Here is a 25,134-nt window from a genome sequence, read left to right on the forward strand (position 1 = left end):
AGGAGGTTTATGATGAAAGGTTTTACAATCACCCTTCTGTTTCTTATCGGAGCAGGAACCATCGCAGCATGGGCTCATAGCCCGGTGCGGGAGCACACACCCTCGGGAGACCTCATTGATCCCCCGGGACGAGTTGTCGCCGCCCAGGGAACTATGGACACACTCTCGGGAAATCTGGTGTGGGAGGATCAGGAGTGGCATCTCCGGGAATCCAGCAGCTCCAGGATGTATGAATTGCACATGGGGCCCTACGGACACCAGGAAGAACCCCTTTTCTCCACCGGTGCCACCGCCACCGTGAAAGGCTTTGTCTTGGGAGGCCACATTGCCCCTGTTTCGGTCGAGTCCGAGGGTTCCACCCGGGAATTCTGGACCCCCGCCAGAATTCCCCGCTGGGCAGGATCAGGAGAAGGGGAAGGAAGAGTTGCCTGGGAGCGCGACGATGTCCCCCAAGGGCACCGCCTGGCGGTGGCCGATCCTGGGAACAGAGCGAATCGGGAAAGCGCTGACGACGCCCCCAGGCTTTTGCGGAACCGCAGAACCGACAGTCCTGACTCCCGGGGCACTCCCCAAACCCGGCCTGTGCCCGAGAGAGGACGCGCAAGAAACCAGTAGTTCCCTGTCCCTTCGGAAGCCCCCCGGCAGGGGGGCTTTGCGGAGAGGGCTCGCCCAAGAATGGCCGGATTCCTTCTTCCAGTATCAGATGATCAGGTATCACTCCGGGATTCACTATCCTCACCGGAACTATCCTCACCGGAGCAGACCAGCCCTGTGGCAAACTCCAGAACCCAGGAGGTCCCGCCTCCTTGCACAGGCTCCCTTTGAAGCGATCCCTTCAACTGGCTACACAGGCTCTCAACCAGGGTCATTCCAAAAGAGTTCCGTCGTCTTCGCCCTGGATCGTCCCCGAAACCTCCTGCAGAACCATCTCCAGGAGCTGACCGGGAAGTAAAACCTACCCCGTTGTCAGAAATCGTTACACGCACTGAGGTGGCTGTAGCAGCCGCAAGAGAGACTTTGATCACCCCCCCTTGCCCGGAAGGAAACGCGTGCTTCACCGCATTCAAAACCAGTTCACTCACGATCAGCCCGAAGGGGACCGCCCGATCCAGAAGGCACTCCAGCGCCGGAGGCCCCTCAAGGTGGAAAGAGAGCTTCCGTTCTTCCCGGTAATAGCCCGTTTCGACCTCCTGCATCACCTGATCAGCGTAACTCACCAGGTTCACCCTATCCAGAAGCTCCGAGTTATACAGCGACTCATGCACCGCCGAGAGAGCGAGTATTCGCGTGCGGAGACTTGACAGAACCTCTTGCGCATCCTCATGAAGATCCTCGGCATGGAGGCTCATCAGGCTTGAGACAAGCTGCATGTTGTTCTTCACCCGGTGATGTAACTCCCGCAGGAGGACCTGCTGGGTCTCGTTGGCCGCCAGAAGCTGCTGATAGAGCTGGGAGTTTACGATCGCCACAGCGGCGTTATGGGCCAGAGCAGTAGCAACCTGGATATCTCCCTGGGAAAAGGGCGCCACCCTGGAACGGTCCATGGTAAAGATTCCCACAACCCGGCCTTCCTGAATCAGGGGAACCCCCAGCCAGGACCGGATATGGGCTGACTCGTATCGCCCCTCCTCGGTGAGAAAAAAGGGGTATTGAGACTGGATATCCTCAACCGCTACGGGAGTCTGTTCTTCCAGAACGAAGACATTCGGAAAACGCCGATCCAGGGGAAACTGCAAGCCCACCACCTTCTCGGGTCGGGAAAATCCCCAGACCTGAACAACCCGCAGATGGTGATCTTCCAGGAGCTGGACCGAACCGGTGTCGAAATATACGCTTTCGGCCAGGAGTGCCATCGTATCCTGATAGATCTGTTGCGGTTGCCTGATGGAGCTGTTCAGCCGTACCGCCGATTCAAGCAACGTCTGGAGTCGCCCTGCCAGCCGGGTTGTCCGCAACTCCCCATAATAGCGCTCGGTGATATCGTGAGCAACGATTGAGACTCCACGGGTTCCCTGATCCGGAACATCCACGGGCGTGAGAAAGATTTCAAAGTACCAGCTTCTGCCGTCCACCCGGTACTGTTCTTCCAGAGAGAAGGATTTTCCCGAAAGCGCGCGCTGACACCGCTCACGCCACAGCCCCCGTGCCTCACGAGGGATTTGCTCAACCAGATCCTGCCCTTCATCGATTCGCACGTGAAAGAGGCGAAAGAAGAGTAACAAAAAACTGCGGTTGTACGCCAACAGCCTGAGATCCCGATCCAGGAAACACATGGCGTCGGAGTTGCTATCCAGGAGCAGGCGGAGATTCATCTCGCTCACAGACTCAAGACTAATGGAGGTTTTCCGGAATGGCAAGGTATATTGCTATATCGATATATAATATGCCGTAGCAACCGCTGCTCACGCTACCGGACAAGCGGAGCCGGCAACAGGTTGCACCCGGAAAGAAGCGGCCTCAGAACGACAGAACGCTAGAACGACAGAACGCTAGAACGCTCCCTGAAGGGGCAGGACAAAAGCGTCCCGAAAAACGCAAGGGTACGCAACAATCGCAATTTTCTGGTACGCCCTGGCAGGTATTCCCGCATCGGCCACCGCGATGCGCCCACACGAACCCTCCTGAAGTCCTGTCTTGGGCAACGCCAGACACAGCGTGCGATCAGGCCTGACGGCGCCCTCTGCAGCGACTCCCGTGGTGGCATCCACCCCGCAGGGAATATCCAGCGAGAGAACCTCCGATTCCTGACGGCGGGCTTCATTGATCCAGCGACAAAGCCGGGCTGTGTCGGGATCATCCAGCATCGCCGGACCCGCCGCCGGCATGGCCTCGACGATCAGCCTCGGGCGCCGGGGAAGTTCGGCCAAAGAAGAGGCAACCACACCCTCCGTCTCCAGAAATGCCCGCCACTGGTTTTCCGCTGCCGATGCAAGCCCGGGGAGAGCGATGCTGTTCTGGTGCGGTATCTCGAGAACAACCACAGAGATACCATGATTGGAGAGGTGGCGAGCCAGGGATAATCCCACCGCTCCCGACAGGGTGCCCCGTTCCGGAAGGATCACCACGGGAAGCTCCCGGGAAGATCTTTCGGCGCAAGCCACTGAATAGGCACTCCTGCCGCTGCACTCGATAATCTCGGCAATTCCCGGCGATTTAGTTCGGTCTGCCACGGCCAGAAGCTGGCGCGCCTCCGCCGCCGTTACAGCCGATACGGGGTCTCCTTTTTCGGTCAGGAACAGACGTTGCATCTTTTCTCCATCACCCGTAGCGAGCCAGCACATCCAGGAAGGCTTCCCGGGTTTTCCAGGGGGCTTCCGAGGTGGGGCAATGTCCGCAGTCCTCAATTCGTACCCGCCTTGACGAGGGAACAGCCTCCTGGAAACGATCCAGGGCAGAGACGTCGGTCACCTGATCGCACTCCCCCCACAGAACCGTTACAGGGGAACGGAGCTCTTGCAACCGTTCCCCCAGAGGATCTTCGCCTTGCGAAAAAAGCTGATCAAAAATTCGTTCCAGCACGTCCCGTTTGATCTCGATCTCCCGCAGGGCCGTTCTGCGCAGAAAGCCCGGCAGGGGCCGGGGCTGGTGATAGAGTGTATGCATCATGACGTCCCACTCCGCTTCGTTTCGGGGAAGCAGAAGGTTTCGTCCTGCCCGGTATTCCTCCCAAAAGGGCGTCTGCCGCAACGGACGAATACCGGCCGGGCCGATAAGGATCACCGCTCGGCAGAGATCGGGGATTTCACAGGCCACAAGGCCGGCGATCATGGCTCCCAGGGATGTGCCGATGATTATCGGTGGCTGTCCCCAGCGGACAGCCAGTTCGCGAAGGAGAGAAACACAGACTCCGGCATACCAGGAGGGGGTATACTGATCATCTTCAAGCGGGTAGTGCCCGCCGAAACCGGGAAGATCCACCGCAACAAGCTCCCGGTTTTCCGAGAGCTCGGGGAAAAACGAGAGCCACGAAGAGCCGTCGGAGCCAAACCCGTGAAAAAAAACGACAGGCACGCCCAACACATTTCCGCCCTTGCTCCGGACGTGATACAACGTCCAGGCTCTGCCCGTTCCATCGTGGATAGTACGGTATCGGGCGCGAGCCGCCCTGCGCCGACGTCGTCGATACAGGGTCAGGCGGAATTGATCTCCCCACATATCAGGATGGCCCCAACTTCATCCTTGTTCCCTGCGCCGACTCGCCACGAGGCGCTGTAAATCATGGATGTTGTTCACCACAATCTTGTCGGGATATACACTCATCCTGTTCTGTTTGACAAACTGATTGACCACAGCCTTAACTCTCTCCGGGGGAAGACCGGCCCAGTGGGCGACATCGTTCACTGTGACGGGAAACTCCCAGCGGTCCTGCTCGTAGTTTCGCGGATTTTGTCCCTCGGAGAACATGAGAAATACATCGGCCACCCGAGCCTGCACATCCTCAAGTTTGAGAATGAGAAAGCGCCGTCGCTGATCGTGGATGCGTTTTACAAAGGTTTTCAGGAGCGTAAGAGCAATCTGGGGATTCCCCTGCATGAGAATCTCGAAGTTTGCGCGGTTGAATTCCAGAAGTATCACCTTGTCCAGGGCGATTGCACTGGCGCTGCGAGGAGCTTCTTCCAGGATTGCCATTTCCCCGAAAAGTTCGCCGGGATGGAGGATATCTACGGCCTTTTCCAGTTCACCCATCACCTTGGTGATCTGTACCCGCCCCTCCTGAATCAAGTAAAAGGTATTTCCTGGCTCATACTCGCAAAAAATCATCTGCCCTTTTTTGTAGGTCTTGGCAAAGCGGTCGAAAGCTCCCACGTTACCCCTCCATATCTTTCAGAGCGCGGTCTATTCTCCTGAGCAGGGCTGAATCGTCTCCACCTGAGGCCCGGGCCTTCCCGAGAATCATTTTTGCCTTTTCGCTATTGCCGTTTCGAGCATAACTGGCCCCCACATAATAGAGAACCTCAGCCATTTGAGGCAGACGAGGTACAGCTTGAATCAGTTGGGAGAAATGTCGAAGCGTTGTGGCGTAGTCACCCTTCTCGAAATAGGAACGACCCAGCTCAACCTTTGCCTTCAGGGCATACTCCTCATCATCGGGATAATCCGAAAGAACCTTCTGGTAGTACCCGATAGCTCCCTCGAAATCGTCCTGGGCAAAGGCTCGCTCGCCCTCAAAAAAGAGGCGCGACGGGGACTGCGGAGCCTCCCTTCGGGATGGGGCCTGGCTCACAGCGGCGGAGCCCCCTCCACGGCCCCCCTCGTCGGCAGTGGCCGCTGCACCATGACCGATTCTTTCGAGGTTTTTTCGGGCTTCTTCAAGGTGGCGCCCGTGTGGATAAAGCTCCTGATAGCGGTTCCAAATGTATGTAGCGTGATCAAACTGGCGGGTGCGGTAGTAAAAGAGGGCGCTGTTGTGCAATCCCTCTTCGGGGTCCATCGTGTCCTGCTGTTTCAGCATGGATGAGACTTTCGTGTGTATCCGTCGCAACTGGGAGGAGAAGACCTTGAGCATCTTTACGATAATTCGGGTGTTGGCGCTTACCACCTGCTCAAACTCGGTCACCGAGAACTGGATCAGCTCTGCATCGGTTGAGACGAGGGCGTCTTCCTCACGGGGGTAGCGCCCCAGAGCACTGCGGACCCCAAAAAACTCACCCATTGTCACCAGGTCGTGAATTTCCTGACCCGTCTCGATATCCTGGGAGCGAAGAACCACACGGCCGGACTTCAGGATATAGATACGCTCGTCGGTATCGCCGTGGAAATAGACAACTGAACTAGCTTTGTATCGGACTGACTTGGGCAAAGGTCCTCCCCTGGATGAACTGTAGCGACTTACCATTCAAAAATCAAGCACGAAATACACAGCCACGAAAGATGGCACTTGCCGGGCCTTCCCTCTTATCCTAGTATGAAAGCAAGGAATAGACCAGAAAATGATTTTCGAGACCACAGGAGCGCGGGTTTTCGCAACAGTCCAGGATTTCTTCTACGCCATGGGCTACTGCTACCAGGTTGCACGCGAGACCGCCCTCTTCTTTCTTAAAAAGCGTTCCCGCCAGGTTCTCACACTCCAGATCCTCTTCACAGGCGTGGAAGCGCTCCCGGTAATAGCACTCCTCTCCCTTGGCTTGGGGGCCATTATTATTGTTCAAGGGGCTACTCTCCTGCCTCAGTTCGGACAGGGAGAGCTGGTCTACGCAATCCTGATCACCGTAATCACCCGGGAACTGGGGCCGATCCTGACCGCCTTTGTCGTGACCGCCCGATCAGGCACGGCTATCTCTACCGAACTGGGAAACATGGTGGTAAGCCACGAAATTGAAGCCTACGTTGCAAACGGCATAGATCCCATCAGTTACCTGGTAGTCCCCCGATTTCTGGGGGTGGTTGTATCGGTGGTTCTCCTTAACCTCTACTTCAACCTCTTCGGCCTCCTGGGTTCTTTTCTGGTAACCTCCCTCATCACAACGATCAATCCCAGAGATTACTTCTCCAACCTTCTCAACGCCCTGATTCTTCCGGATATCGCCATCTCTCTGGCGAAGAGCATTGCCTCGGGCGCAATCATATCGCTGGTCGCCACCTACTACGGATTCAAGGTTGACCGCTCGTCCACGGAGGTTCCCGTCATGGCAATACGAAGCGTGGGCCGTGGGTTCACCCTGATAATCATGGTGAATATGTTCCTGACGATTCTCTATTATCTGTGGATATGATATTTATGGACATGACTATGGAGCGCGTGGACACAGAACACACAACAATAGAGCTCCAAAAAGCAGGGTTTTCCCATAGTGGCGAGACGCTGCTTCAGGAAACGTCACTCTCCATCAGCGAGGGATCCTGCGTTCTTGTGATGGGGCCTAGCGGCGCAGGGAAATCGCTCTTGCTAAAAATTCTGGCCGGCATCATTCCTCTTACCACCGGCAGGATTACCCTGGGCGGAACGGACCTCGGCCAGGCTTCAAATCGCGAGATGAAGAGCCTGCGCACACGTCAGGGCTTTGTTTTTCAGGATGCCGCCCTGTGGCAGAACCTCTCGATTCGCCAGAATCTCTCCCTCCCCCTTCAATATAACGGCCCGCACCGCTCACCCCGGCAAATCGAGGAACGGATCGCCTCCCTTGCAAACCGCATCGGGTTTTACCAATCCCTCGATCTCCGCCCGGCCCGCCTCTCCAGCGGAAGCCAGATGATGGTAGGGATCATGAGAGCGCTCATGACAGATCCCGAAATCTGCTTTCTTGACGAACCCAGCAACGGCCTGGATACCGCAACACAGCAAAATCTTCTGGACATCCTCCAGGATTTGAAGCAGCGAGGAAAAACCCTGGTAATCGCCAGTCACGACAGCACTATTGCTTCGAGGCTGGCCGACCAGTTTCTCCTGATTGATCAGGGCGAGGTGATCTTTTTCGACACAGCCCACAATAGCACCCGCGCCGAAAACTCCCGGGTCCGGGAAATCCTCCAGGGTGTGCTGGGTTTGAGCGCAACCTACGATGCTGATATACTGGATATCCTGGGAGGGGGAGATGAGAACCCCTTTGGCTGATCGGGCAACTGCATTCTCGGGGAGGATTTTGTGAAGTTTCGCATTCGTTTTGCCCAACAGGTGGTGGGCGTGTTTTCTCTCATTGCCCTGGTCTCTATTGTAGGAATAATCGTCGCCATGGGCGCAAACCAGCGCTGGTTTGCACGGAACTACGAGTTTTACAGCCTCTTCCCCACAGCCGAGGGTTTGAGCGTGGGCATGTCCATCAGGTACAAGGGTTTTCCAATTGGACGCATAACGGATATCGCCTTGGGCGAGGAAGATTACGTCCGGGTTTATTTCTATGTTCAGGATACATACAAGGACAGGGTTCGGCCCAACAGCGTTCTCCACCTGGTAGCGAGTCCCCTCGGGCTTGGCAGCACCTTGATGTTCTACCAGGGACGGGGAGAAACAGGATCACTCCCCGAGCATAGCATGGTTCCGGCAATCAATAGTTCAATGGGGCAGGAACTCGTACAAAGGGGGCTCGTTCAAATCCCTCCCGCCACGGATGAGATGGCGCGCATCATGGCCCAGATCGAGCCATCCCTTCGGAGCATGACAGAGCTGATGACATCCCTGGACCAGACAATGCACCATGTAAATCTGGCCCTGGCGGGAGAAACAACAGAGCCCCTGGGGCAAACCCTGGCTCAGACCATAACCCTTCTGGCAGAGCTGGAAGAGACCCTGACAGCCACAAGGGAGCCGACTCTGGACATCCTGGGAAGCACCGCCGTTATAACAGGCAACCTGGAACAGACCACGGAAGCACTCCAGGACCCCACAGGATTGATTCCCCGTCTGCTGGATGCCGACGGTTCCATAACCACCTTTCTCAGGGATGAAAACCGCATTTTTAACGAGATCGAGGACATACTGAAGAGCATTAACGCCTCTCTGGCAGAAGTGAACGAACTGGCGATCTTTGCAAACCAGTCGCAACCTCAAATCGCAGGGATTCTCGAAGAGAGTCGCGAGACCCTGGGCATAACCCAGGATGTTCTGGAGGGATTAAGCAACAATCCCCTCATACGACGCGGGATTCCGCCGGAGCTACCTCAGCCTTCAACATTCCGGAGCCATCGCGATGCACAGTTCTGAGATCATCCCGGGATCCCTCCAGGCACGAAACGCCCTCCGGGGCCACCCGCTCTCCTCGGGAAACAGATCCCCGGGCTCTTTCCCGGCGCGAATTGTGCCGGTCCTGGCCACCCTGATTCTGGCAATCCTCTTGAGCATCTCCCTTGGAGGATGTTCCTCGAAACCCGCCACACCGGAGTTTGAAACAGCCCGGAAGAACCAGGCCGCCCGCTACGCCGAGTTTGGAAACAAACAGATCTCCCTGGGAAACTATGATCTGGCTCTGCGATTCTTCACCCTCGCCCTGGAAGAGAACACCGCCGTGGACCACCTGTCAGGAATTGCCCAGGCCCACAACTCTCTTGGTCGGGTCTATCTGGCGGTGGGAGATCTGCAGGAAGCACAGGAGCGTTTTGAAACTGCTCTGGATTTTGCCGGGTTGGCACAGCACCAGGAGGTGCGGATGCAAGCCCAGGTAAACCTGGGGGTCACGCTCCTCCAGTCCGGCGAGAACCAGCGGGCCCGTGCTCTTTTCCAAGAGGCTCTTGGTGCGGTAGAAACCGGCGAGGCCCCTAGCAACGCCATCTTGTACCACAGCATCGCCACGCTTCATGCCCGGGAAGGGGCCTTCGAGAGGGCCAGGCAATATCTGGAGAAAGCCCGGGACATGAACAAGGAAGATGGCCTCTGGGCAGAACTTGCCAGCAACCACTATATGCTGGCCTCCGTCGCGTCACGGCAGGGCCAATACCAGGAAGCACTCCAGGAAGCCTACCAGGCCCTGGCCTACGACAAGCGGGCTGAAAACAGTCCGGGGATTGCAGAAAATCTTTTTGCCCTGGGGGTCATTCATGAGCGCCTTTCCCGGGATCGCGAAGCCTACCAGTACCACCTCCGGGCACTGCGCGTCTATCTGGCAATCCGCAATCGCTCGGGAGCGATCCGCTCTCTGGAAAATCTGGAACAGGTTGCTTCCCGCCTGGGCCGCGACGAGGAAGCTCTTTCGTTCCACCAGCAACGAAAACAGCTCATTTTGGTTCCCCCGGAAGAACTCACCCCGGAGGAACAGTCTCTGGAGGACCTCGCCGGGGAAGAACCTCCATTACCCCTGCCATCCCGGGAATATCAGAGACCTTCACCAGACATGACGGAGAAAGAGGAGGACCCTTCCCCATGAAAAATACCGTAGAAGCTCTCCTGTCCGGCTACGGAACGCTTTTTCAGCGGACCCTTCGAGCTATTTCAACCCTGATAATACTTGCTGCAGCGAGCGCCCTCACCACGATTCCCATCTGGCTTCTGGCAACGCGTGTTCCCCGCCTTTTCAACGGACTGGTCCTGGTCGTTCTTTTGGCGGGGGGGATCTCGATCTTCCGGCAAAAACGCCGTCTGCGCCGTATTGAGGGGGGTGCCGACGCTGCCAGAACGCCCCTGGTTCTTCGCGGGATCTCGCTCCTGGCAGCGCTTTTCGTTCTTGGCGGAATACTCCGAAATTCCCTGGTCCTTGCGCTAGCGGGGGTGATTCTTCTTTCGGGACACCTCGCCTGGAGCCTGGGCAGCTCCCGAGGAAATTCCCGAAGGCATCACCGGGGGAACTGATTCATGCATCACCGAGCGGCCTTCCGGGGGAAGCACGTTCTGATATTTTTCATTCCCCTGCTTCTCCTCCTGGAAGAGGACCAATCCTTTGGGGCTCAGGAGGTTATGCTCCGTCTCGATCGGGATGACCCGCTCTATCTGCAGCACCAGGAGATGCTTGCCGAGTACCGCCATAGCCAGGCTCAGGAGGAGTCGCTTCCTCCCCTTCAAATCCTGCACTATGCCCCCTCTCGGGAGGATACGCTTTTTTCCCTGGCGACCCGCCTGATGATTCCCTACAGTACCATCGCCACCCTGAACCGTTTGTCCCGCCCCGAAATCTCTCCGGGGAGCCTCCTCTCCATTCCTTCCCAGCCGGGAATTTTCCTCTATCCTCATCCAGAGACCCCCCTGGAGGAGGAAGTAACCCGGCGCCTGTCAGGATCCTCGCGAGCCCAAAGGCTGGTACTGCCCAATCCGGAGGATGCCCCCAACTCCCCAGGGATACTCCGTTTCATTCCGGGGGAGGATTTCACCCGCCGGGAACGGGATCTCTTTCTCCGTCCGCACTTCCAGAACCCCCTTCCCGAGGGAGTTTTTTCCTCCCCCTACGGCTACCGAAGACATCCCATGACAGGCAGCCGCTCCTTCCACCGAGGCCTGGACATCGCAGCCCCTTTCGGCAGACCTGTGCGGTCCAGCGCAGACGGCGTGGTTGCCGCCGTGGAGAGGGACCCTCTCTATGGCCTCTCCGTGCGGGTGCACCATGAACGGGAATACACCTCCGTGTATGCCCATCTCCAGGAAGCCCTGGTAGAACCGGGAAGGGCTGTTCGGGCTGGCGAGCCCCTCGGCACCGTGGGGAGCACCGGCTTCTCCACAGGACCTCACCTTCATTTCGAAATTATTCACCAGGGGATACCTCTGGACCCGGAGCTCTTCATACAATGATACACAAACAGGCTTCTTCCACCTTCCCCATCGGGATGCGTCCTGACTTCCCGGATTTTCCGGCCACGATTTTTCCGGTTATGGCCTTTCTGGCAGCTTTTCTTTCCCTGGCTGGAATCTCCCCTTCTTACAGCCAATCCTTCCGAGGAGAGGTGCAGGCACTGGAGCGCATCTCCTCAGCGGAACCGCTGGAGATTCTTCTTGAAGGAGGGGCGGTACTCCTGCTCCTGGGCCAGGAGGAGTTTCCCTATCTTCAGGGATTGCGGATTATTGCGGACCCTTTGCCCCGGGGGATGCCTCCGGGAGGGTTTTCTCTCCTCGTCTTCGGCGATGTGGACCCGCCTCATGAGGAACTCCTTCAGGACGCTCCGGGGCATCTTTCGCTGGCCGGCCGTTCCCTGGCCCGAATTCCCCTGAATCCCGAAAGGAGAGAATCACTAACCATTGAGCTTGCGCCCCCCCGCCCCTTCCCCGGTGAAGCGGCCCCCGGCCTGAGTGCAGCGACAGCAACCTCCAGTTTCTCCCGGGGAGCGATCGCCCTCCAAATTCTTCCCGCAACAAAGGGGTTTCTTCCCCGGCACGACGAGCACGCCCATCGCCTTCGGATAGAACCGATTGTGGCCCCCTTTGGCGGGATCCTGGTGGAGATGGAAGGAGACGCATCCTTGATGGAGAAAGCAAGCCCCCTGCTCTCGCTCAGTCTGGACGGCGAGAACCTCCAACCGGAAACTGCGACCTTTCTCTCCCCGGGAATATACCAACTCCAGGCTCAGGCGGGAGAGTATCTGCAACACCGCCAGAATATCGGTATCGAAGAAGCCGTCACCACCAGAATAACCCTTCAGCCCCACGAACCACGGTCATTCCTTACGTTTCAGGTCCCCTCCGTGGCCGAGGTATTCCTTGATGGAGAGCCCCTTTCAGCCGACAGCGAAAAACCTCTGGAACACCCCCCGGGACTCTATCTTCTTTTCATTGGCCTGGGTGATTTCTTCATCAGCAGATCCATTCTTCTCGAACCCCACGGAGAGTACGAGATCGGCCTGGATCTTGATGTCCTGATCAGGAAGCGGTAAAGTTCCGGGAAGCACTAAAGTTGCCGTCGGGGGGGGACGATAAAAATACCATCGGAGCCCGGGATAGTTCCCCTCCCAGTTTACTATATCGGGCCGATGTCCTTGGCCGGTTCTGCCGAACCGGTCATTTTTTTTACCTTCTATAGCCCCCCTTCACGCCCCGTCCTCTTCGAATCCGGCGCTCTCAAATGTTGACACAGCCTCGCATTCGTCCGTAGAGTCTCTCTATGGATCGAAGACTTAGAATTGCCCTGGGGATTCTCATTGGCGTGCTGGGGACAGCTGTTCTCACGCTGGGCATCATCACCGGATTGGCAATTGCATCAATAGAAAACATCAGAGACCTGGAAAGCCTTCACGACCAGGAATCAGCTCTCCCGTCGCAGATACTCGACCGCCACGGGCGGCTTATTACAGAGTTTTTCTCCGATGAAAACCGGGAGCTCATAACAATTGACGAACTGCCCCGCCACCTGATCTATGCCCTGATCACCCGGGAAGACCAGACGTTTTTTGATCACCGGGGATTCAGTTTCCGTGGAACAGCGCGGGCCGCCTGGAATTTGGTAACAAACCGCTACGTTTCCGGGGGTTCTACCCTGACCCAACAGCTCGCAGGACATCTTTATGCTGACCGGAACGACTTTTCCCTGTACCGGAAAGTTATTGAACTCTGGTGGGCCTTGCAACTCGAACGGCACTGGACGAAATACGAAATTCTGGAAGCCTATCTGAACCGGATGTGGTTCGGCCACGGCAACTACGGTGTTGAGGCAGCGAGCCAGTTTTTCTTTGGCCACTCGGCTCAGGAGCTGACCGTTGCAGAATCGGTCATGCTGGTAATCCAGCTGGCAAATCCCTCTCTGTATTCCCCCATCCGCCGTCCAAATCAGGCACGCAATATGCAGCGAGTCATCCTGAACAGAATGGTTGATCTGGGCTACGCTACCCAGGATGAGGTGGACCTGAGCATGGAGCAGTATTGGTCCACCTACGACTTCACCAGAGCCAATACCTCCACAGCTTTCTTCGAACGAGAGGACCGGGCCCCTTTCTTCTCCGAATATGTTCGTTACGAACTGGAAAACCGCTATCTGCTGGGAACGCTCAACGTCAATACCGACGGGTACGTGGTCCATACAACGCTGGACCTGGATTTCCAGGAGGCCGCCGACCGCCACGTCAGGACAGGGCTGGCCCGGGCAAACAGCGTGTACCGCCAGAATATCGCCTCCCGCGTCTCCCGGGGAGACGATCTTGTTCCGGTTATCGAGTTGCTTGCTCTTGGTTTTGACACCCCCAATCTGCAGGTGGGCCACTCCAAACAGCGGCACCGGGCCCGTCAGGAGTACCAGGAAAATATAAACCCCCTGGTCGATGCGATTACTCTTCTCTTTGGGACCGGCCATGACCCGCTTCGCCACGCTACGCGGGAATCCTACGCCCAGAGACGAAGCACTTCCTTGCGTTCCACCGTAGAAGGTGCGCTTGTCACGCTGGAGAACGATACCGGCCACATTATGGCCATGGTGGGGGGCCGCGAGTTCGAGTCACGCAATCAGTTCAACCGCGCCCTCAGCGGCGCCATGGAACCGGGCTCAGCTTTTAAACCGCTCTACTACGCAGCCGCCATCGATCAGAGGGTGCTCACGCCGGCCACCATGATCTACGACGCCCCCATGGTCTTTACTGCCGATAACGGGGAACCCTACGCACCGCGCAACTTCCGGAACGAGTGGGTTGGCCCCGTGCTCGCCCGCTACGCCCTGGCACGATCCATGAACGTCCCCTCGGTAAAAATTCTCGATATGGTGGGGTTCTCCACCGGCCTGGATGTCTCGGCCCGACTTCTGGGCATTCCCGAGGAGGAGCGGTCTGCCCGGGGCTTTGAGCGGCGCTATCCTGTTGCCTTGGGAACGGTCCAGGTCTCGCCCATCGAAATGGCAGCAGCCTACAGCGCCCTGGCCAACCAGGGCAGACGCCGCACCCCCCTGGGAATCCGCTACATCGAAGACAGAACGGGCAGGGTCATTATGGAGCCCGAGGCGGAGGTCCGGCGGGAAGACCGCCGAAGCGGTGCGCATCAGCCCGTTATCAGCCCCCAGGCAGCGTACGTTATCACGGATATGCTCCAAACGACCGTTACTAGCGGGACCCTCCGCTACGCCCGAAACGTAGCTGGCGGCTTTGACCAGCCCACAGCGGGCAAGACGGGCACGACCCAAAACTGGCGGGCCGCCTGGACCGTAGGCTACACCCCCTATTATTCCACCGCCGTCTGGTTTGGCTTCGACCGTGGCGGGACAAACAGCTTGGGCGTGAACCAGACCGGAGCGATCACCACCGGCCCGGTCTGGGGACAATACATGAAAGACATCCACCGAAACCTTCCTCCCCGGGAGTTTGTCCGCCCCGATGGCATCGTCGAGGCCACCGTTACGGCACGGCAAGGGCTTCTCCCTCCGGCAGACTACTCGGGACGAACAATTCGGGAAGTCTTCATAGCAGGAACGCAACCAACCCAGTTCGACCGGAGCGATCAGTTTGCACAGCAGCAGGCCCCTGAACTGGTGAGCCGCCTGCGAACCTCTCTGGACAGAGCGAGCTTCTCTCTGGACAGCTCCGGCCCTGCCCTGCACCGCCAGCTCGATCTCAGCCTGGACATCTCCCCCGAAGGGCGCCGGGAGCGCACAGCCGACCGGGAGCCCCCGGAAGACCCGACCGATGACCGATGGGATGGCGAAGGCCTTCCCCTGGAATTACTCCAGGATCAACTTGATCTTACCCCCGCACCATGGGATGATGGAGGCGGTGTGAATCCCCTGCTGGATTAACCCGAATTGAGGAAGCAAGGCACATGAAAAACAGGGAAGTGAAAGAAATATCAATCTCGTCGATACGAACGAAGAACCGGACGCGCCAGGATCTTGGAAACCTTGACTCTCTTGTAGCGAGCATCCGAAAAAACGGCCTCCTCCATCCTATAGTAGTTACGGAAGATTTCCTGCTCGTCGCAGGGCACCGGCGCCTGGAAGCGGCCCGCATCCTGGGGTGGCAGACGATAGACTGTAGCATCATCTCTGATACGTCCCAGGAAGAACTCCTGCAGATAGAGCTCGACGAGAACGCCGTCCGGAAAGAGTTTACCAGTGACGAGATGGCCGATGCGCTTTTGAGACTTGACCGAATCCGCAATCCTTCGGGCCTGAAACGTCTCTGGCGAGGTCTGTGCGACCTCGCCAGCAAAATCTGGCAAACCATGACCAGCCCCTACAGAAGATTGACAAACCGCAAAGACAAGCAGACAGAGGAACGAGAGATCCCGCCTCCTGCAACCGGAGAAGACCCCTCGCTGGAGTAGATGCCTGACGACTTCCCATACCAGCCCCTCTGGGCAGGTCAATTCCGGGGGCTTTTCGCCTTCACCCACCACAAAACCCGGGGAGCAACCGGGAGCACCGCTCCCCCGGGTTGAACACAGCCGTTCTTTATTGCAGGTTCAGTACGCGCAAGTCCCCCCGACTTCCCTGAACCAGCACGTGATCTCCCCGCACAACAATATCAGTGTCGGGACTTACCGCATCGGCAGAACGCCTCACAAGAACCAGATCCGAATCGAACTCGCCCACAAAAGCAGCTCCATTCTCCTCGATCAATGTAAGAATAGAATTTCCCTGAAAGACAACCCTGCTGCCGGGCCGCACAGATCGCTCGCTTTCTGCCCGAACCGAAAGAGATGAAGGCTCCAGAAGAAGCATTCTTCGGGTACCGCGGTGAACCGCCAAAAGCCCTCCCCGATACTCCAGAACAGTCCGGCCCGCCAGAGGGATAATCTGCCGCTCGGCCAAAACCGGGCCATCCAGATTCACCACGGCGATCTCATAGCCCCCCTGACCATCGGCCAGGACAAAGGGAACCAGATCGGGCGGCGCAGCCCGATCATGCAGAGTGGCTTGATCCTCAGCTGTGTCCTGATACAACTCTTCAAGCTGATCCATCAGAACCCCCAGTTCAGCCTCTTCAGCAAGCAACTCCTCCTCGCGTTGGTCCAGGGCCTCTTCGCGTTCCCGGAGAGCCTCTTCATCCTCCAGAGATTCATCCTCCGGAGGGGGGGCAGGAGCATCTTCCTGGACAGGCCGATCCGGTTCAGGATCCTGATCAACTTCATGCTCCGGATCTTCCCGGGGAGTTTCGGGAGGCAGAAGGTCATCCTCATCGGCATGGGGGGTGGCCTCGGGCAAAGGATCCTGAGGATCGGCGTCCAGCGCGGGAGCCGGATCCTGCTGGAGGTCCTCTCTCCTGCGCGCAATCTCCTCCCGTTCCTCTTCGATCTCAGCCCGCTCAAGAGCTATCTCATCGAGACGAACCTCTACAACCCGCTCGATAAACTCGATAATTGCCTTGCGGTCATCGATCCCCAGATCGGCGCGGCTCCTCAAGTCGCCGATAACTGCTGGCCCCACAAGCTGGCCCGGGTCAACCGCGTCAAGATCACCGGGATCGCGCCCTCCCCTGAGGGGAACCACCATCTGGGTCTGTCCGGGCCAGTCCCGATAGGAAAGAGCGATACCAACGCGCTGGGGGTCCAGCGCGTTCGACACAGCCTCGCGATAACGGGCCACAAAAAAATCCATATCTCCACGATGGACAGCGTTGTAGATTGTGATAAACCGCGCCAGGAGATCCGCATCACCGCGCTGGTATCCCCAGGCGGTAATCAGGAACTCCGAAAGAATCCTGCGGACATTTTCGATGTGATCAACCCGGGCAGCAGGAGAAAATTCAATGATGTCGGCAGCCCGGCGACGGTCAAGAGGGTCGCCAATGATGCGGCGGATGATATATCGATTGAAATAGTCGTAGGTCTCGTCTTCGGCAGCTCCCTGGCCCAAAGCAGAACCGATCCCGCGTATTGCCTGGGCGGTATCGAACTGCTGGACTTCTCCCAGGAAGCTTTCAAACTCGATATCTGCCCCGGCTGCTGCTTCAAGCTCCGAGCGATCGATCTCCAGAGCGGAGACCGCCGGGAGAGAGCCCGGGACAAGAGAAACGGGAAGAGCTGCAACACCCCCCATCAACAAAAAGAACGAAAGAACGAACGGGCGCCATCGAATTATCATAACACCAGTCAGTATAACCCATCCCATACCATTTCGAAATAACCATTGCGAAATTGCGAATCAAGATCATCTTCCCGGCAGCAGAATTTTCCTTGCCGGGGTTCTTTTCTCCCGCAAGAAGACGTATACTGCCGCCATGTTCGGTTTCCTCATAAAGAAAGCTTTTTTTGATCTCTGGGACAACTTCCTCCCGGTAATGCTCCTGAACCTCGGATTTATCGCCGTGATAGCGCTCCCCATCCTTCTTCCGGCAGCGGTAGCCCCCTTCGGCCCAGTAGCTGGCATCACCGCCCTGATTATTGGTGTTCTTGTGGTCTTCTGCTACATCGGAGGACTGGCTGGCGTCGCACGGACAATCGTTGACTACGAAAGCCTGGAGTGGAATTCTTTCTTCTCCCCGTTGCGGCAGTTCCTCCCGGTGACCCTCTCCCTGGGCGCAGCTGTACTCCTCCACTGCGCACTTCTGCTTGTGGCCATCCCGGTCTACACGGCCTTGGGAAACCTCTTCAGCATTTTTGCCCTGGCCATCCTCTTCTGGATGTCTCTCATCTGGTGGCTCGCGATTCAGTACGTCTTGCCCGTGCGGGCCAGACTCTCCCGGCAGCCTCTGGCTGTCCTGAAAAAATCATTTATTCTGACCCTGGACAATACTTTTTTTACCATCGCCATCGCTCTGGGTGCCGTGGTAATTGCAGTCCTTTCAACCTTTACAGCTTTTCTGCTCCCCGGAGCAGCAGGTATTGCAATCTGGTACCAGGCAGCACTCAAACTCCGCCTCTACAAGTACGATCACCTGGAAGAGACCGTCGATAAAAAAGCCTCTATCCCCTGGGACGCCCTTCTCTACAAGGACCGGGAACGGGTCGGAAAACGAACGCTCCGGGGAATGATCTTTCCCTGGAAAGAATGATTTCAATCTCCAAAAAAAGAACTCGATGAGCGCGCCGAAAAACCGGCCGCCCACCGAGAGCTGTTACTCGCCTCCCGGGGTGTCCGCCTTTTCCGGCGGCCTCAATCTCAGAGCCAGATACAGGAAGGGCGTGTCCAGAAGCGCCACAATGAGCTTGAAGAGATAGGTTGTTATCACAATCTCTACCATAACACCGGCAGGAAAAACTCCCAGAAATGCAATGAGAGTAAAAACGAGACTGTCTATGAGCTGACTCACACCGGTGCTCAGATTATTTCTGAGCCAAAGCGGACCGGGAAATCGCTTCTTCCAGAACTGAAACGCCCAGATATCGTGGGACTGACTCACCAGATAGGCAGCAAGACTGGCAAGCACAATTCGGGGAAGGAGACCAAAGATCGCCACCAGGTGGATCTGCATCTCGTCCGAGGGGGCTGGAGCAAAGAGGAGCGCCAGCTGCATGAGGACCGTAAAGGCCAGAATGGAAAAAAATCCCACCCAGACGCCTCTGGTAGCACTTTTCTTTCCAAATCGTTCCGACAGGATATCCGTAGCGAGAAATGACCCTGCATAGACGATATTTCCCAGGGTCGCTGTCATCCCAAAGAGAATAACCGTCTTGCTGACCTGGAGGTTCGCCGTTATTCCAGCGATGGCAATCCAGATAAAGAGCCCCTGTTTTCCCCAAAAATACCAAGCCAGGGTGATGAGGCCAAAATTCAACATGAGCATACAGAGCCAAAGTAGTTCATTCATCATGGGCAAGAGATTCCTTTCGTATCGAACTTTTCTCGGGGTTCCTTTTTCCCTGTACCAGCGGATTCTGCTCCGGGGGGCGCATCAGGGAACGTAAGGGGTCTCCTATTATCAGTAAGGCGCTGGGCAAGAAAGATTTTGTCCAGACCAAGATCATTCACAAGACCCCGTAGCGCCTGTTCGCTGATCAAGTTGCGTTCTGCAAAAAGGTATACCAGCGCACGTTCGGCCAGACAGGGCACGAGCAGGGCATTCCTGCACAACTGGTCCCGCTCGGTCTCTTCCCGGTGATGCTGGTAAATCCATTGACCCAGCGCGGAACTGTTTGGATCCTGGTGGAGGAGCATCAGCTCCTCCCGAAGCGGTCCGGGAGCACCTGCAGCAGCCCGCTCACCCAGAGGCTTCAGGATAAGGTAGGTGTATTCCTTGCCGGGGAGGACATGGTGCGCACCGCAACGGGTCTCATAGTTCGGCTCGAGCCCATCGTCATGCGTTTGGTCTCCACCCACAATGATCAGCGGATCAAAATAAAGAGCCGGGCACTCCACCCCTCTTCGCAGATAATAGCGATAGGTATAACTGGAATCTTCCAGGCACGATGGATGCTCACAATAGGCCGTGAGAGGGAAGACATCCTGAGCGGCATCCAGCAGAAGCCCCGCCGTATCGTTAAAGAGGGCGTTGCGAAAGTTAAGAATCAGGGTGGGCAAGATAAAGACCAGCCCGCGCTCCACCGTAAGCCGTCGAATAGCGTAGGCAATACGTTCATCATAGAACGATGCTTCATCAAGTATCCAGGTTCCCGTCTCGGGATGATCATCTACAATTTGCTCCAGTTCGTAGGAGGTAGCAATGTCGGCGATGGCTGCTCCCAGCTTTTCGCATCCTCCCCGGTAGCTCAGAACATCCTCAGGAGCTTCAGCAAAACGGCGCTTGTCCAGACGAGATCGAAGAAAGAAGACGTTGCGAAGATCCGCCTCTGATCCCTGAAGCTGTGTGAGGGTCCGGACAGAATCGCTTTTCTTCAAGACCACCCGGGAATCGCGCCAGACCTGGGCAGCGAAGCCGGTCTTGCCTGACCCCATGGGGCCCACCACCAGAATCACGCGCCCTGGCCGACGAAAATCGAAGTGATTGATCGGATGGTGCACGTGAAGCTTTGGCAATCCCAAGGTCTCGAAGAAAGAACGGTAGTTTGAATCCATTACTTTTGTGCCTAATTGTGCCGGGGATCGAGAACAGGGTTTTTCAGGAGGCCGATCCCTTCGATCTCCACCTCGATCACATCATTGTGTATAAGAGGGCCTACCCCCGCAGGAGTGCCCGTGAGGATGATATCACCCTCACGAAGCGTGAAATTTCGTGAGACGAAGGAGATTATTTCAGCAATGGGTGTAATCATCTGGGCTGTGGACCCTCTTTGCACCACACGGCCGTTGCACCGCGTCACTATCTCAAGGTCCTGGGGGTTCGGGATATCGCGGGAAGAAACAATCCGGGGCCCCAGGGGCAGAAAGGTGTCGAAAGACTTGCCCCGGAACCACCCTGAACGATCTCCATTTTGAAGATTGCGCTGGGACACGTCATTCGCGCAGGTGAATCCGAAGATATACTCCCCGGCCCTGGCCGGAGAAATATCAAAACCGTCCCGACCAATTATGATCGCCAGCTCTCCCTCGTAATCGGTCCGTTCCTCCTCGAAGGAATAGTCATCCAGAATCAAGGGCAGACGGATTGCCTCGTGAGGACCAATAATGGATGAGGGCAACTTGGGAAAGAGAACCGGCTCGGGGGGCTCATCGGTTCCAAAGCCGCGAACCTTGACCGAGAGGCTTTCCTGAATATGCTCACGGTAGTTCAGACCCAAGGCGATGACCTTCTCGGGTTGAACGGCATATGTTCCCCCTCCTGCGCAGGGAAGATTCAGAACCTTCTTCATGAGGCGGATTCTACGTCAAAAAACGGGGAAAACTCAATGGGAAAACTGCCCTTCGGCTTTCCGGGCTCGGTCCTGAAGAGATACACATCAAGCACTGCCTGAACCCTGGCAAGATATTCTCTCAAACGCACGTAGACGTGAAGAACCCCGGTGGCATCCTCGGCAGCAAGACCGATCGCATCGACTCCACGATGAGCCGCGATGAAGAGCGCTCGCTCAACGTGAAAGGGCTGGGAGACAATCACAAACCGCTCCTGCCCGAAGACCTGTTGCATTCGCCACACCGAATCAAGGGTGCGAAGCCCTGCATAATCCAGGACAATCACCGATGAGGCCACACCAGCCTCGCGCAACGCGTTATACATGCTCAGTGGTTCGTTATAGCCAACGCTCGAATTGTCTCCGCTGGCGACGATAGCAAGAACTTTTCCCGTCTCGTAGGCCTTGGCAACAGCCTGAATCCGGTGGTGAAAAAACTGGTTTGGCGCCCCTGATCGGGTGTATCGGCTTGTCCCCAGAAGCAGAATAACCGAGTCGGCCGGGAGATCCCGGGGGTCAGTGAGAATCTTCCCCTCTGCAGCGTGCTTCACCACGGCGTGAGAAAAAAAGACCACCAGGAGCACAAAGAGCACTCCCAGCCGCACCACCCTCCAGACGGTGGAGAGGAGAGATATCAGACGGTGCGACATGGCTTGATCAGCGACCGTGATCCCTCATGTTCACGATAGCATCGACAGCCCGCATTCGCACTGTCCGTATGTACGGGCTTGAAGCTGTCTCGATCAGCGCGTTAAGGACTTCGGGATCGGCCAACCCGCCGTTTGCGTCGGAGAGACGCTCCAGAGAAATAATGATCGAGTAGGCCAGGTTGTTGTCAGGCGTGGCCCGGGCATTTTCCCGCAACAGGGTGTGGACCAGATAATCCGATACCTCTCTGTTGTCGTTTAGCCCGATTGAACCCAAGGCGTAGGCAGCTTCAGCAAGGACCACCACCTCGGGATCATCACGAAGGACACGGAGAAGGGTGTTTTTTGCCCGCTCTCCCCCGACCTGGCCCAGAAGCTCCGTGGCCTCACGACGGATCAAGGGGAAATTGTTCACGATTGATCCCTGGGAGCGCACCTGTCGGGAAACACCCTCGGAGGCAAGCGCCTCCAGCACCACATACACTCCGTCAGAGGCGGCCCCCTGCTCGACCATGGCCCGTATGCTCCGAAGCGCCAGACGCTTCATTTCGGGATCCGTTCCAAGAGCCTGGCTCCGAAGAATCTGAAGCTCGATATCCTGACTCAGGAAGAGATCCTCAATTGTTCTACTCGGAGCACCTTCCTGTTCCTCCGCAATAATCCAAAGAGGCGCCATCAGCAACAGACCAAGCAACAGATATTTCATTTTCATTGTGTCCCTCACATCTCCCTGAAGCGAACTATACCCTAAAAGGTATCGATCTTCCACACATTATTTACATTTCTCAACAGGTACAGCACGTAAGGCCGTTCGTTGATAACCATTATCGCTTCCACCACGTCTTCACTCAGAAAGACCAGATCATCCAGCCGGGCATTGGCCCTGCTGGGAACCACAACGTAGGAAAAGTAATCTTCCAGGGATCTCAAGACGATGTTGTTCCGAACCAGGACGGAACTTTGCGAGCTCTGGTGAAGCGTTTCAGGATCCGAGTAGACCCGGCTATACCGCTCGGTGAGCCTATTCTTCCAGGCCGGGAAATCGCGTCGCCGGATGATCTCGTTCAACTCGAGGATCGTTTCCTCCACTTCCAGAAAGGTCCTGTCGTAGACAGCTTCCGATATTTGGGGAGGCTCGGGCTCCGGTTCTGGTTCAGGCTCCGGTTCAGGCTCGGGCTCGGGTTCTGGTTCAGGCTCGGGTTCTGGTTCAGGCTCGGGTTCTGGTTCAGGCTCGGGTTCTGGTTCAGGCTCGGGTTCTGGTTCAGGCTCGGGTTCTGGTTCTGGTTCAGGCTCGGGTTCTGGTTCAGGCTCGATCTCAGGCCGGAGATCCTCTTGAGGATCGGGGAAACCCGGCTCCTCCTCAAGATCGACCGAGGCGCATCCCCCCAGGACCCCCAGGGCAAAAAGGGAAGCCGCCGCGAGGAAAAGAAGAAAAAATCGCCCCTTGCAGTCTTTCATGAGGTTAGTGTAGCCGGGTCACGAGAGAAGTGTCAATTTTATTGTGTCTCTGCAGGGTTTATTGTTGCCCTGAGTCCGCTCTCTCCGTACAATGCACTCTGGAGAAAAAAGGAAGCAATCATGGCCACTGTCCGGGACGTCCAGAAAATCATACACCGCTATGCTCGACACATACGGGGTCCGCGCTTTTCCCTGCTGGCGCTGATGGAGTACATCCCTTCCTTCGTGCGCCGTTACCAGGATGACCATCCGGAGCTTGAGCTCCTGCTGGGTCCGGACTCGCAGGATCTGCTCTTGGGTCATCTGGACCAGTTGGAGCAGGCAGGGATAATCGAGTTGACTCGAGAAACTCCTTCGACCCCTCCCTCCTCCATATACTACAATACCTTTTACACGGCCGAGATCCAGCGATGGTACACTCGCATGAATGACGACAAGAGTTTGTCTTTCCCGACCGAGGAGGACATTCCCGTCCCCATTCCTTCTCACATTATTCAAACCGTGGCGGTGGCGGAAAATCTGATGCACTGGATTGAGGCGGAGGAAGAAGAACCAGGGCAGATTCTGCGCCTCCGCTTTCCCGACGGGGTCAATCCCTTGATTACCACGGTCCGCTCCCTCCGGGAGCAGATGCTTCCCCTGGTCCTGGCAAAGATCAGAGACTACCTGCGCAGCGACAACACAGCCAGCTTTATGGAGACCAAGCTGCGGGCAATCTTCCGGAACCGGGAGATGCTCGTCCGCGATGAGATAGAGACGGCCCAGATTCGCCCGAACGAGGCCCTGCAGTCGATCTTGAAACCAAATGATTTTCAGTTTCACTTCTGGACCCAAATGTCCAGCATGATTATCAAGGAATACGCTCAAAAAGGGGAAAAGCTGGACCGGGAGCACTCCTTTTGTCAGGCAGCCTACTTGCTGGGCTACTACGTGGTTCACCACAAGACCTCTGTGCAGAAGGATCAACAACGGGAAGAGGCCCGCAAAATTCTCCGGGGCCATCTGCAAAAACCGCCCTACGTCTTCGAGCTTCATGATCTCTACATGCTCACCGACGATCGCGGTGTCCTTTTGACCAAAAAGATTGCCCGATCCGACATCGAAACCTGGATACAGGAGATGCTGAAACGTCCTTCCGAGCAGGAAATATCCGAACTTGTCTCGTTTGACACTCCCGAGAAAAAGGGCCTCATCATCCACTCAGGCCAATATGTACCGCTCTTGCTCCGCCTCATCCAATCAGCAGCACCAGTGCTACGCCGCTCCCTGACGCACAGAATGCTGACCGAGTTGCAGGATGACCAACGGGAAGACTGGCATAAAGACGACGCCGCTTTCGAGTTTGAACTCCTGGAGCAGGTTCGCCGGGAGTTCCCCCTGCTCTACGGCCTGGCCTCGTTTAAGACGCTTTTTCTGGTCCTGGATGGCCAGGATCTTCCCCAGCACGAAAAAACCCCCGCCATGGCCATGATAGATCGCTCAAAGCACTCTCTCCGCAGCTGGTCCTCAATCCTGAAGATTACTCGGGAGGAGGTCTTTCGGGACGCCCGGATACAACTCCCCTTCTGGATGGTGATCCCTGTCCTGGGCAGTCTGATCCGACTCTTCCGGGCAATGTTCTCCTCCTCCGGAGCCGATAAAAAGACGCAAAACAAGGCAAAACCAAAGGAAAAGAACCCACCCCGACCAACCAGCAGCCGTGGCAGGAAGCAGCATTTCCAGGCGCAGATCGAAGATTTACAATCCCGCTACCTCTCCCCCGGACAAAGCCCCCAGGATCGACTCGACCAGCTGAGACAATCCTGGAATCCCCTGATCGATCCCACAGCCCACGAGAATCTTGTCCAGGATGTGAACACCCTTTGCCGTGACATTCTGCGCCGTCGACGGTACGACCGCTCACTTCAGCCGCCCTCACCCGAACACATCAGGGATCTTGCCCGGAAGATCGCGGCCTCCAGCTCCTTCGAGCGCATCAAGCGCCAAAAAGATCTTCAGACCTATCTCGAACTCTACATGCTCACCTTACTCAAGAAGGTGTAA

The 25,134-nt window shown here is 56.7% G+C and carries 24 protein-coding genes; 12 read left to right on the forward strand and 12 right to left on the reverse strand.

The annotated features are described in order from the left end of the window. The first annotated feature begins 12 nt into the window (after window positions 1–12). On the forward strand, window positions 13–615 hold the full coding sequence (locus BW950_RS04920; RefSeq protein WP_076488185.1) for a hypothetical protein: 603 nt from the start codon (window positions 13–15) through the stop codon (window positions 613–615). A gap of 92 nt (window positions 616–707) precedes the next feature. Here the strand turns inward: BW950_RS04920 and BW950_RS04925 are convergent, their stop codons facing one another. The 5 genes from BW950_RS04925 to BW950_RS04945 all read right to left on the reverse strand — a co-directional run bounded on the left by BW950_RS04925 (window position 708) and on the right by BW950_RS04945 (window position 5,800). Further along, window positions 708–2,312 carry a sensor histidine kinase gene (locus tag BW950_RS04925; RefSeq protein ID WP_076488186.1) on the reverse strand — a complete coding sequence of 535 codons (1,605 nt, stop codon included), beginning with the start codon at window positions 2,310–2,312 and terminating at the stop codon, window positions 708–710. Between the two features lie 177 nt (window positions 2,313–2,489). Further along, a complete protein-coding gene (locus BW950_RS04930) occupies window positions 2,490–3,248 on the reverse strand; it encodes an NAD(P)H-hydrate epimerase (RefSeq protein ID WP_076488187.1) in 759 nt (252 codons plus the stop codon). Between the two features lie 10 nt (window positions 3,249–3,258). After that, a complete protein-coding gene (locus tag BW950_RS04935) occupies window positions 3,259–4,155 on the reverse strand; it encodes an alpha/beta fold hydrolase (protein WP_083943739.1) in 897 nt (298 codons plus the stop codon). An 18-nt stretch (window positions 4,156–4,173) separates the two neighbouring features. Next, the gene (locus BW950_RS04940; RefSeq protein WP_076488189.1) at window positions 4,174–4,806 is read right to left on the reverse strand and encodes a Crp/Fnr family transcriptional regulator; all 633 of its coding nucleotides are present in this window, start codon (window positions 4,804–4,806) and stop codon (window positions 4,174–4,176) included. Between the two features lies 1 nt (window position 4,807). Then, window positions 4,808–5,800, reverse strand: coding sequence for a cyclic nucleotide-binding domain-containing protein (locus BW950_RS04945; protein WP_076488190.1), 993 nt, complete (start codon window positions 5,798–5,800; stop codon window positions 4,808–4,810). Between the two features lie 130 nt (window positions 5,801–5,930). Between BW950_RS04945 and BW950_RS04950 the strand changes: the two genes are divergently transcribed. From BW950_RS04950 to BW950_RS04990, 9 genes are all read left to right on the forward strand, one after another. Further along, entirely contained in the window at window positions 5,931–6,713 is a 783-nt protein-coding gene (locus BW950_RS04950; RefSeq protein ID WP_200796788.1) for an ABC transporter permease, read from the forward strand. A gap of 5 nt (window positions 6,714–6,718) precedes the next feature. Further along, window positions 6,719–7,552 carry an ATP-binding cassette domain-containing protein gene (locus BW950_RS04955; protein ID WP_159438722.1) on the forward strand — a complete coding sequence of 278 codons (834 nt, stop codon included), beginning with the start codon at window positions 6,719–6,721 and terminating at the stop codon, window positions 7,550–7,552. Window positions 7,553–7,582: 30 nt separating this feature from the next. After that, window positions 7,583–8,638, forward strand: coding sequence for an MlaD family protein (locus BW950_RS04960; RefSeq protein ID WP_076488192.1), 1,056 nt, complete (start codon window positions 7,583–7,585; stop codon window positions 8,636–8,638). Further along, window positions 8,625–9,794: a tetratricopeptide repeat protein gene (locus tag BW950_RS04965; RefSeq protein WP_076488193.1), complete on the forward strand. Its 1,170-nt coding sequence runs from the start codon at window positions 8,625–8,627 to the stop codon at window positions 9,792–9,794. Before BW950_RS04960 ends, BW950_RS04965 begins: the two co-directional genes overlap by 14 nt. Next, window positions 9,791–10,216 carry a hypothetical protein gene (locus BW950_RS04970; RefSeq protein ID WP_076488194.1) on the forward strand — a complete coding sequence of 142 codons (426 nt, stop codon included), beginning with the start codon at window positions 9,791–9,793 and terminating at the stop codon, window positions 10,214–10,216. Before BW950_RS04965 ends, BW950_RS04970 begins: the two co-directional genes overlap by 4 nt. A gap of 3 nt (window positions 10,217–10,219) precedes the next feature. After that, on the forward strand, window positions 10,220–11,146 hold the full coding sequence (locus BW950_RS04975) for a LysM peptidoglycan-binding domain-containing M23 family metallopeptidase (protein ID WP_076488195.1): 927 nt from the start codon (window positions 10,220–10,222) through the stop codon (window positions 11,144–11,146). After that, window positions 11,143–12,222 carry a hypothetical protein gene (locus BW950_RS04980; protein ID WP_076488196.1) on the forward strand — a complete coding sequence of 360 codons (1,080 nt, stop codon included), beginning with the start codon at window positions 11,143–11,145 and terminating at the stop codon, window positions 12,220–12,222. The genes BW950_RS04975 and BW950_RS04980 overlap by 4 nt, the downstream gene beginning before the upstream one ends. 227 nt (window positions 12,223–12,449) lie before the next feature. After that, on the forward strand, window positions 12,450–15,056 hold the full coding sequence (locus BW950_RS04985) for a penicillin-binding protein 1A (RefSeq protein ID WP_076488197.1): 2,607 nt from the start codon (window positions 12,450–12,452) through the stop codon (window positions 15,054–15,056). A 23-nt stretch (window positions 15,057–15,079) separates the two neighbouring features. Next, window positions 15,080–15,583 (forward strand): ParB N-terminal domain-containing protein, encoded by a 504-nt coding sequence (locus BW950_RS04990; protein ID WP_076488198.1) that lies wholly within the window; start codon window positions 15,080–15,082, stop codon window positions 15,581–15,583. A 127-nt stretch (window positions 15,584–15,710) separates the two neighbouring features. On the opposite strand, the gene BW950_RS04995 is transcribed toward BW950_RS04990, so the two are convergent. After that, a complete protein-coding gene (locus BW950_RS04995; RefSeq protein ID WP_076488199.1) occupies window positions 15,711–17,342 on the reverse strand; it encodes a P83/100 family protein in 1,632 nt (543 codons plus the stop codon). A gap of 136 nt (window positions 17,343–17,478) precedes the next feature. Between BW950_RS04995 and BW950_RS05000 the strand changes: the two genes are divergently transcribed. Continuing rightward, window positions 17,479–18,252, forward strand: coding sequence for a hypothetical protein (locus tag BW950_RS05000; RefSeq protein WP_076488200.1), 774 nt, complete (start codon window positions 17,479–17,481; stop codon window positions 18,250–18,252). Window positions 18,253–18,315: 63 nt separating this feature from the next. Here the strand turns inward: BW950_RS05000 and BW950_RS05005 are convergent, their stop codons facing one another. From BW950_RS05005 to BW950_RS15235, 6 genes are read right to left on the reverse strand one after another with little or no spacing between them, the layout of a single operon-like run. After that, on the reverse strand, window positions 18,316–19,011 hold the full coding sequence (locus BW950_RS05005) for a queuosine precursor transporter (RefSeq protein WP_200796789.1): 696 nt from the start codon (window positions 19,009–19,011) through the stop codon (window positions 18,316–18,318). Then, the gene (locus BW950_RS05010; RefSeq protein ID WP_143559125.1) at window positions 19,008–20,213 is read right to left on the reverse strand and encodes a thymidine kinase; all 1,206 of its coding nucleotides are present in this window, start codon (window positions 20,211–20,213) and stop codon (window positions 19,008–19,010) included. The genes BW950_RS05005 and BW950_RS05010 overlap by 4 nt, the downstream gene beginning before the upstream one ends. 11 nt (window positions 20,214–20,224) lie before the next feature. Next, on the reverse strand, window positions 20,225–20,947 hold the full coding sequence (locus BW950_RS05015) for a fumarylacetoacetate hydrolase family protein (protein ID WP_076488201.1): 723 nt from the start codon (window positions 20,945–20,947) through the stop codon (window positions 20,225–20,227). Next, window positions 20,944–21,636: a SanA/YdcF family protein gene (locus tag BW950_RS05020; protein ID WP_076488202.1), complete on the reverse strand. Its 693-nt coding sequence runs from the start codon at window positions 21,634–21,636 to the stop codon at window positions 20,944–20,946. Before BW950_RS05020 ends, BW950_RS05015 begins: the two co-directional genes overlap by 4 nt. 7 nt (window positions 21,637–21,643) lie before the next feature. Further along, window positions 21,644–22,345, reverse strand: coding sequence for a HEAT repeat domain-containing protein (locus BW950_RS05025; RefSeq protein ID WP_076488203.1), 702 nt, complete (start codon window positions 22,343–22,345; stop codon window positions 21,644–21,646). A gap of 35 nt (window positions 22,346–22,380) precedes the next feature. Then, window positions 22,381–23,091 (reverse strand): hypothetical protein, encoded by a 711-nt coding sequence (locus tag BW950_RS15235; RefSeq protein WP_200796790.1) that lies wholly within the window; start codon window positions 23,089–23,091, stop codon window positions 22,381–22,383. A gap of 120 nt (window positions 23,092–23,211) precedes the next feature. On the opposite strand from BW950_RS15235, the gene BW950_RS05035 reads away from it, so the two are divergent. After that, window positions 23,212–25,134 (forward strand): hypothetical protein, encoded by a 1,923-nt coding sequence (locus BW950_RS05035; RefSeq protein ID WP_076488204.1) that lies wholly within the window; start codon window positions 23,212–23,214, stop codon window positions 25,132–25,134.

Source organism: Alkalispirochaeta americana (assembly GCF_900156105.1).
GTDB classification, from domain to species: Bacteria; Spirochaetota; Spirochaetia; order DSM-27196; family Alkalispirochaetaceae; genus Alkalispirochaeta; species Alkalispirochaeta americana.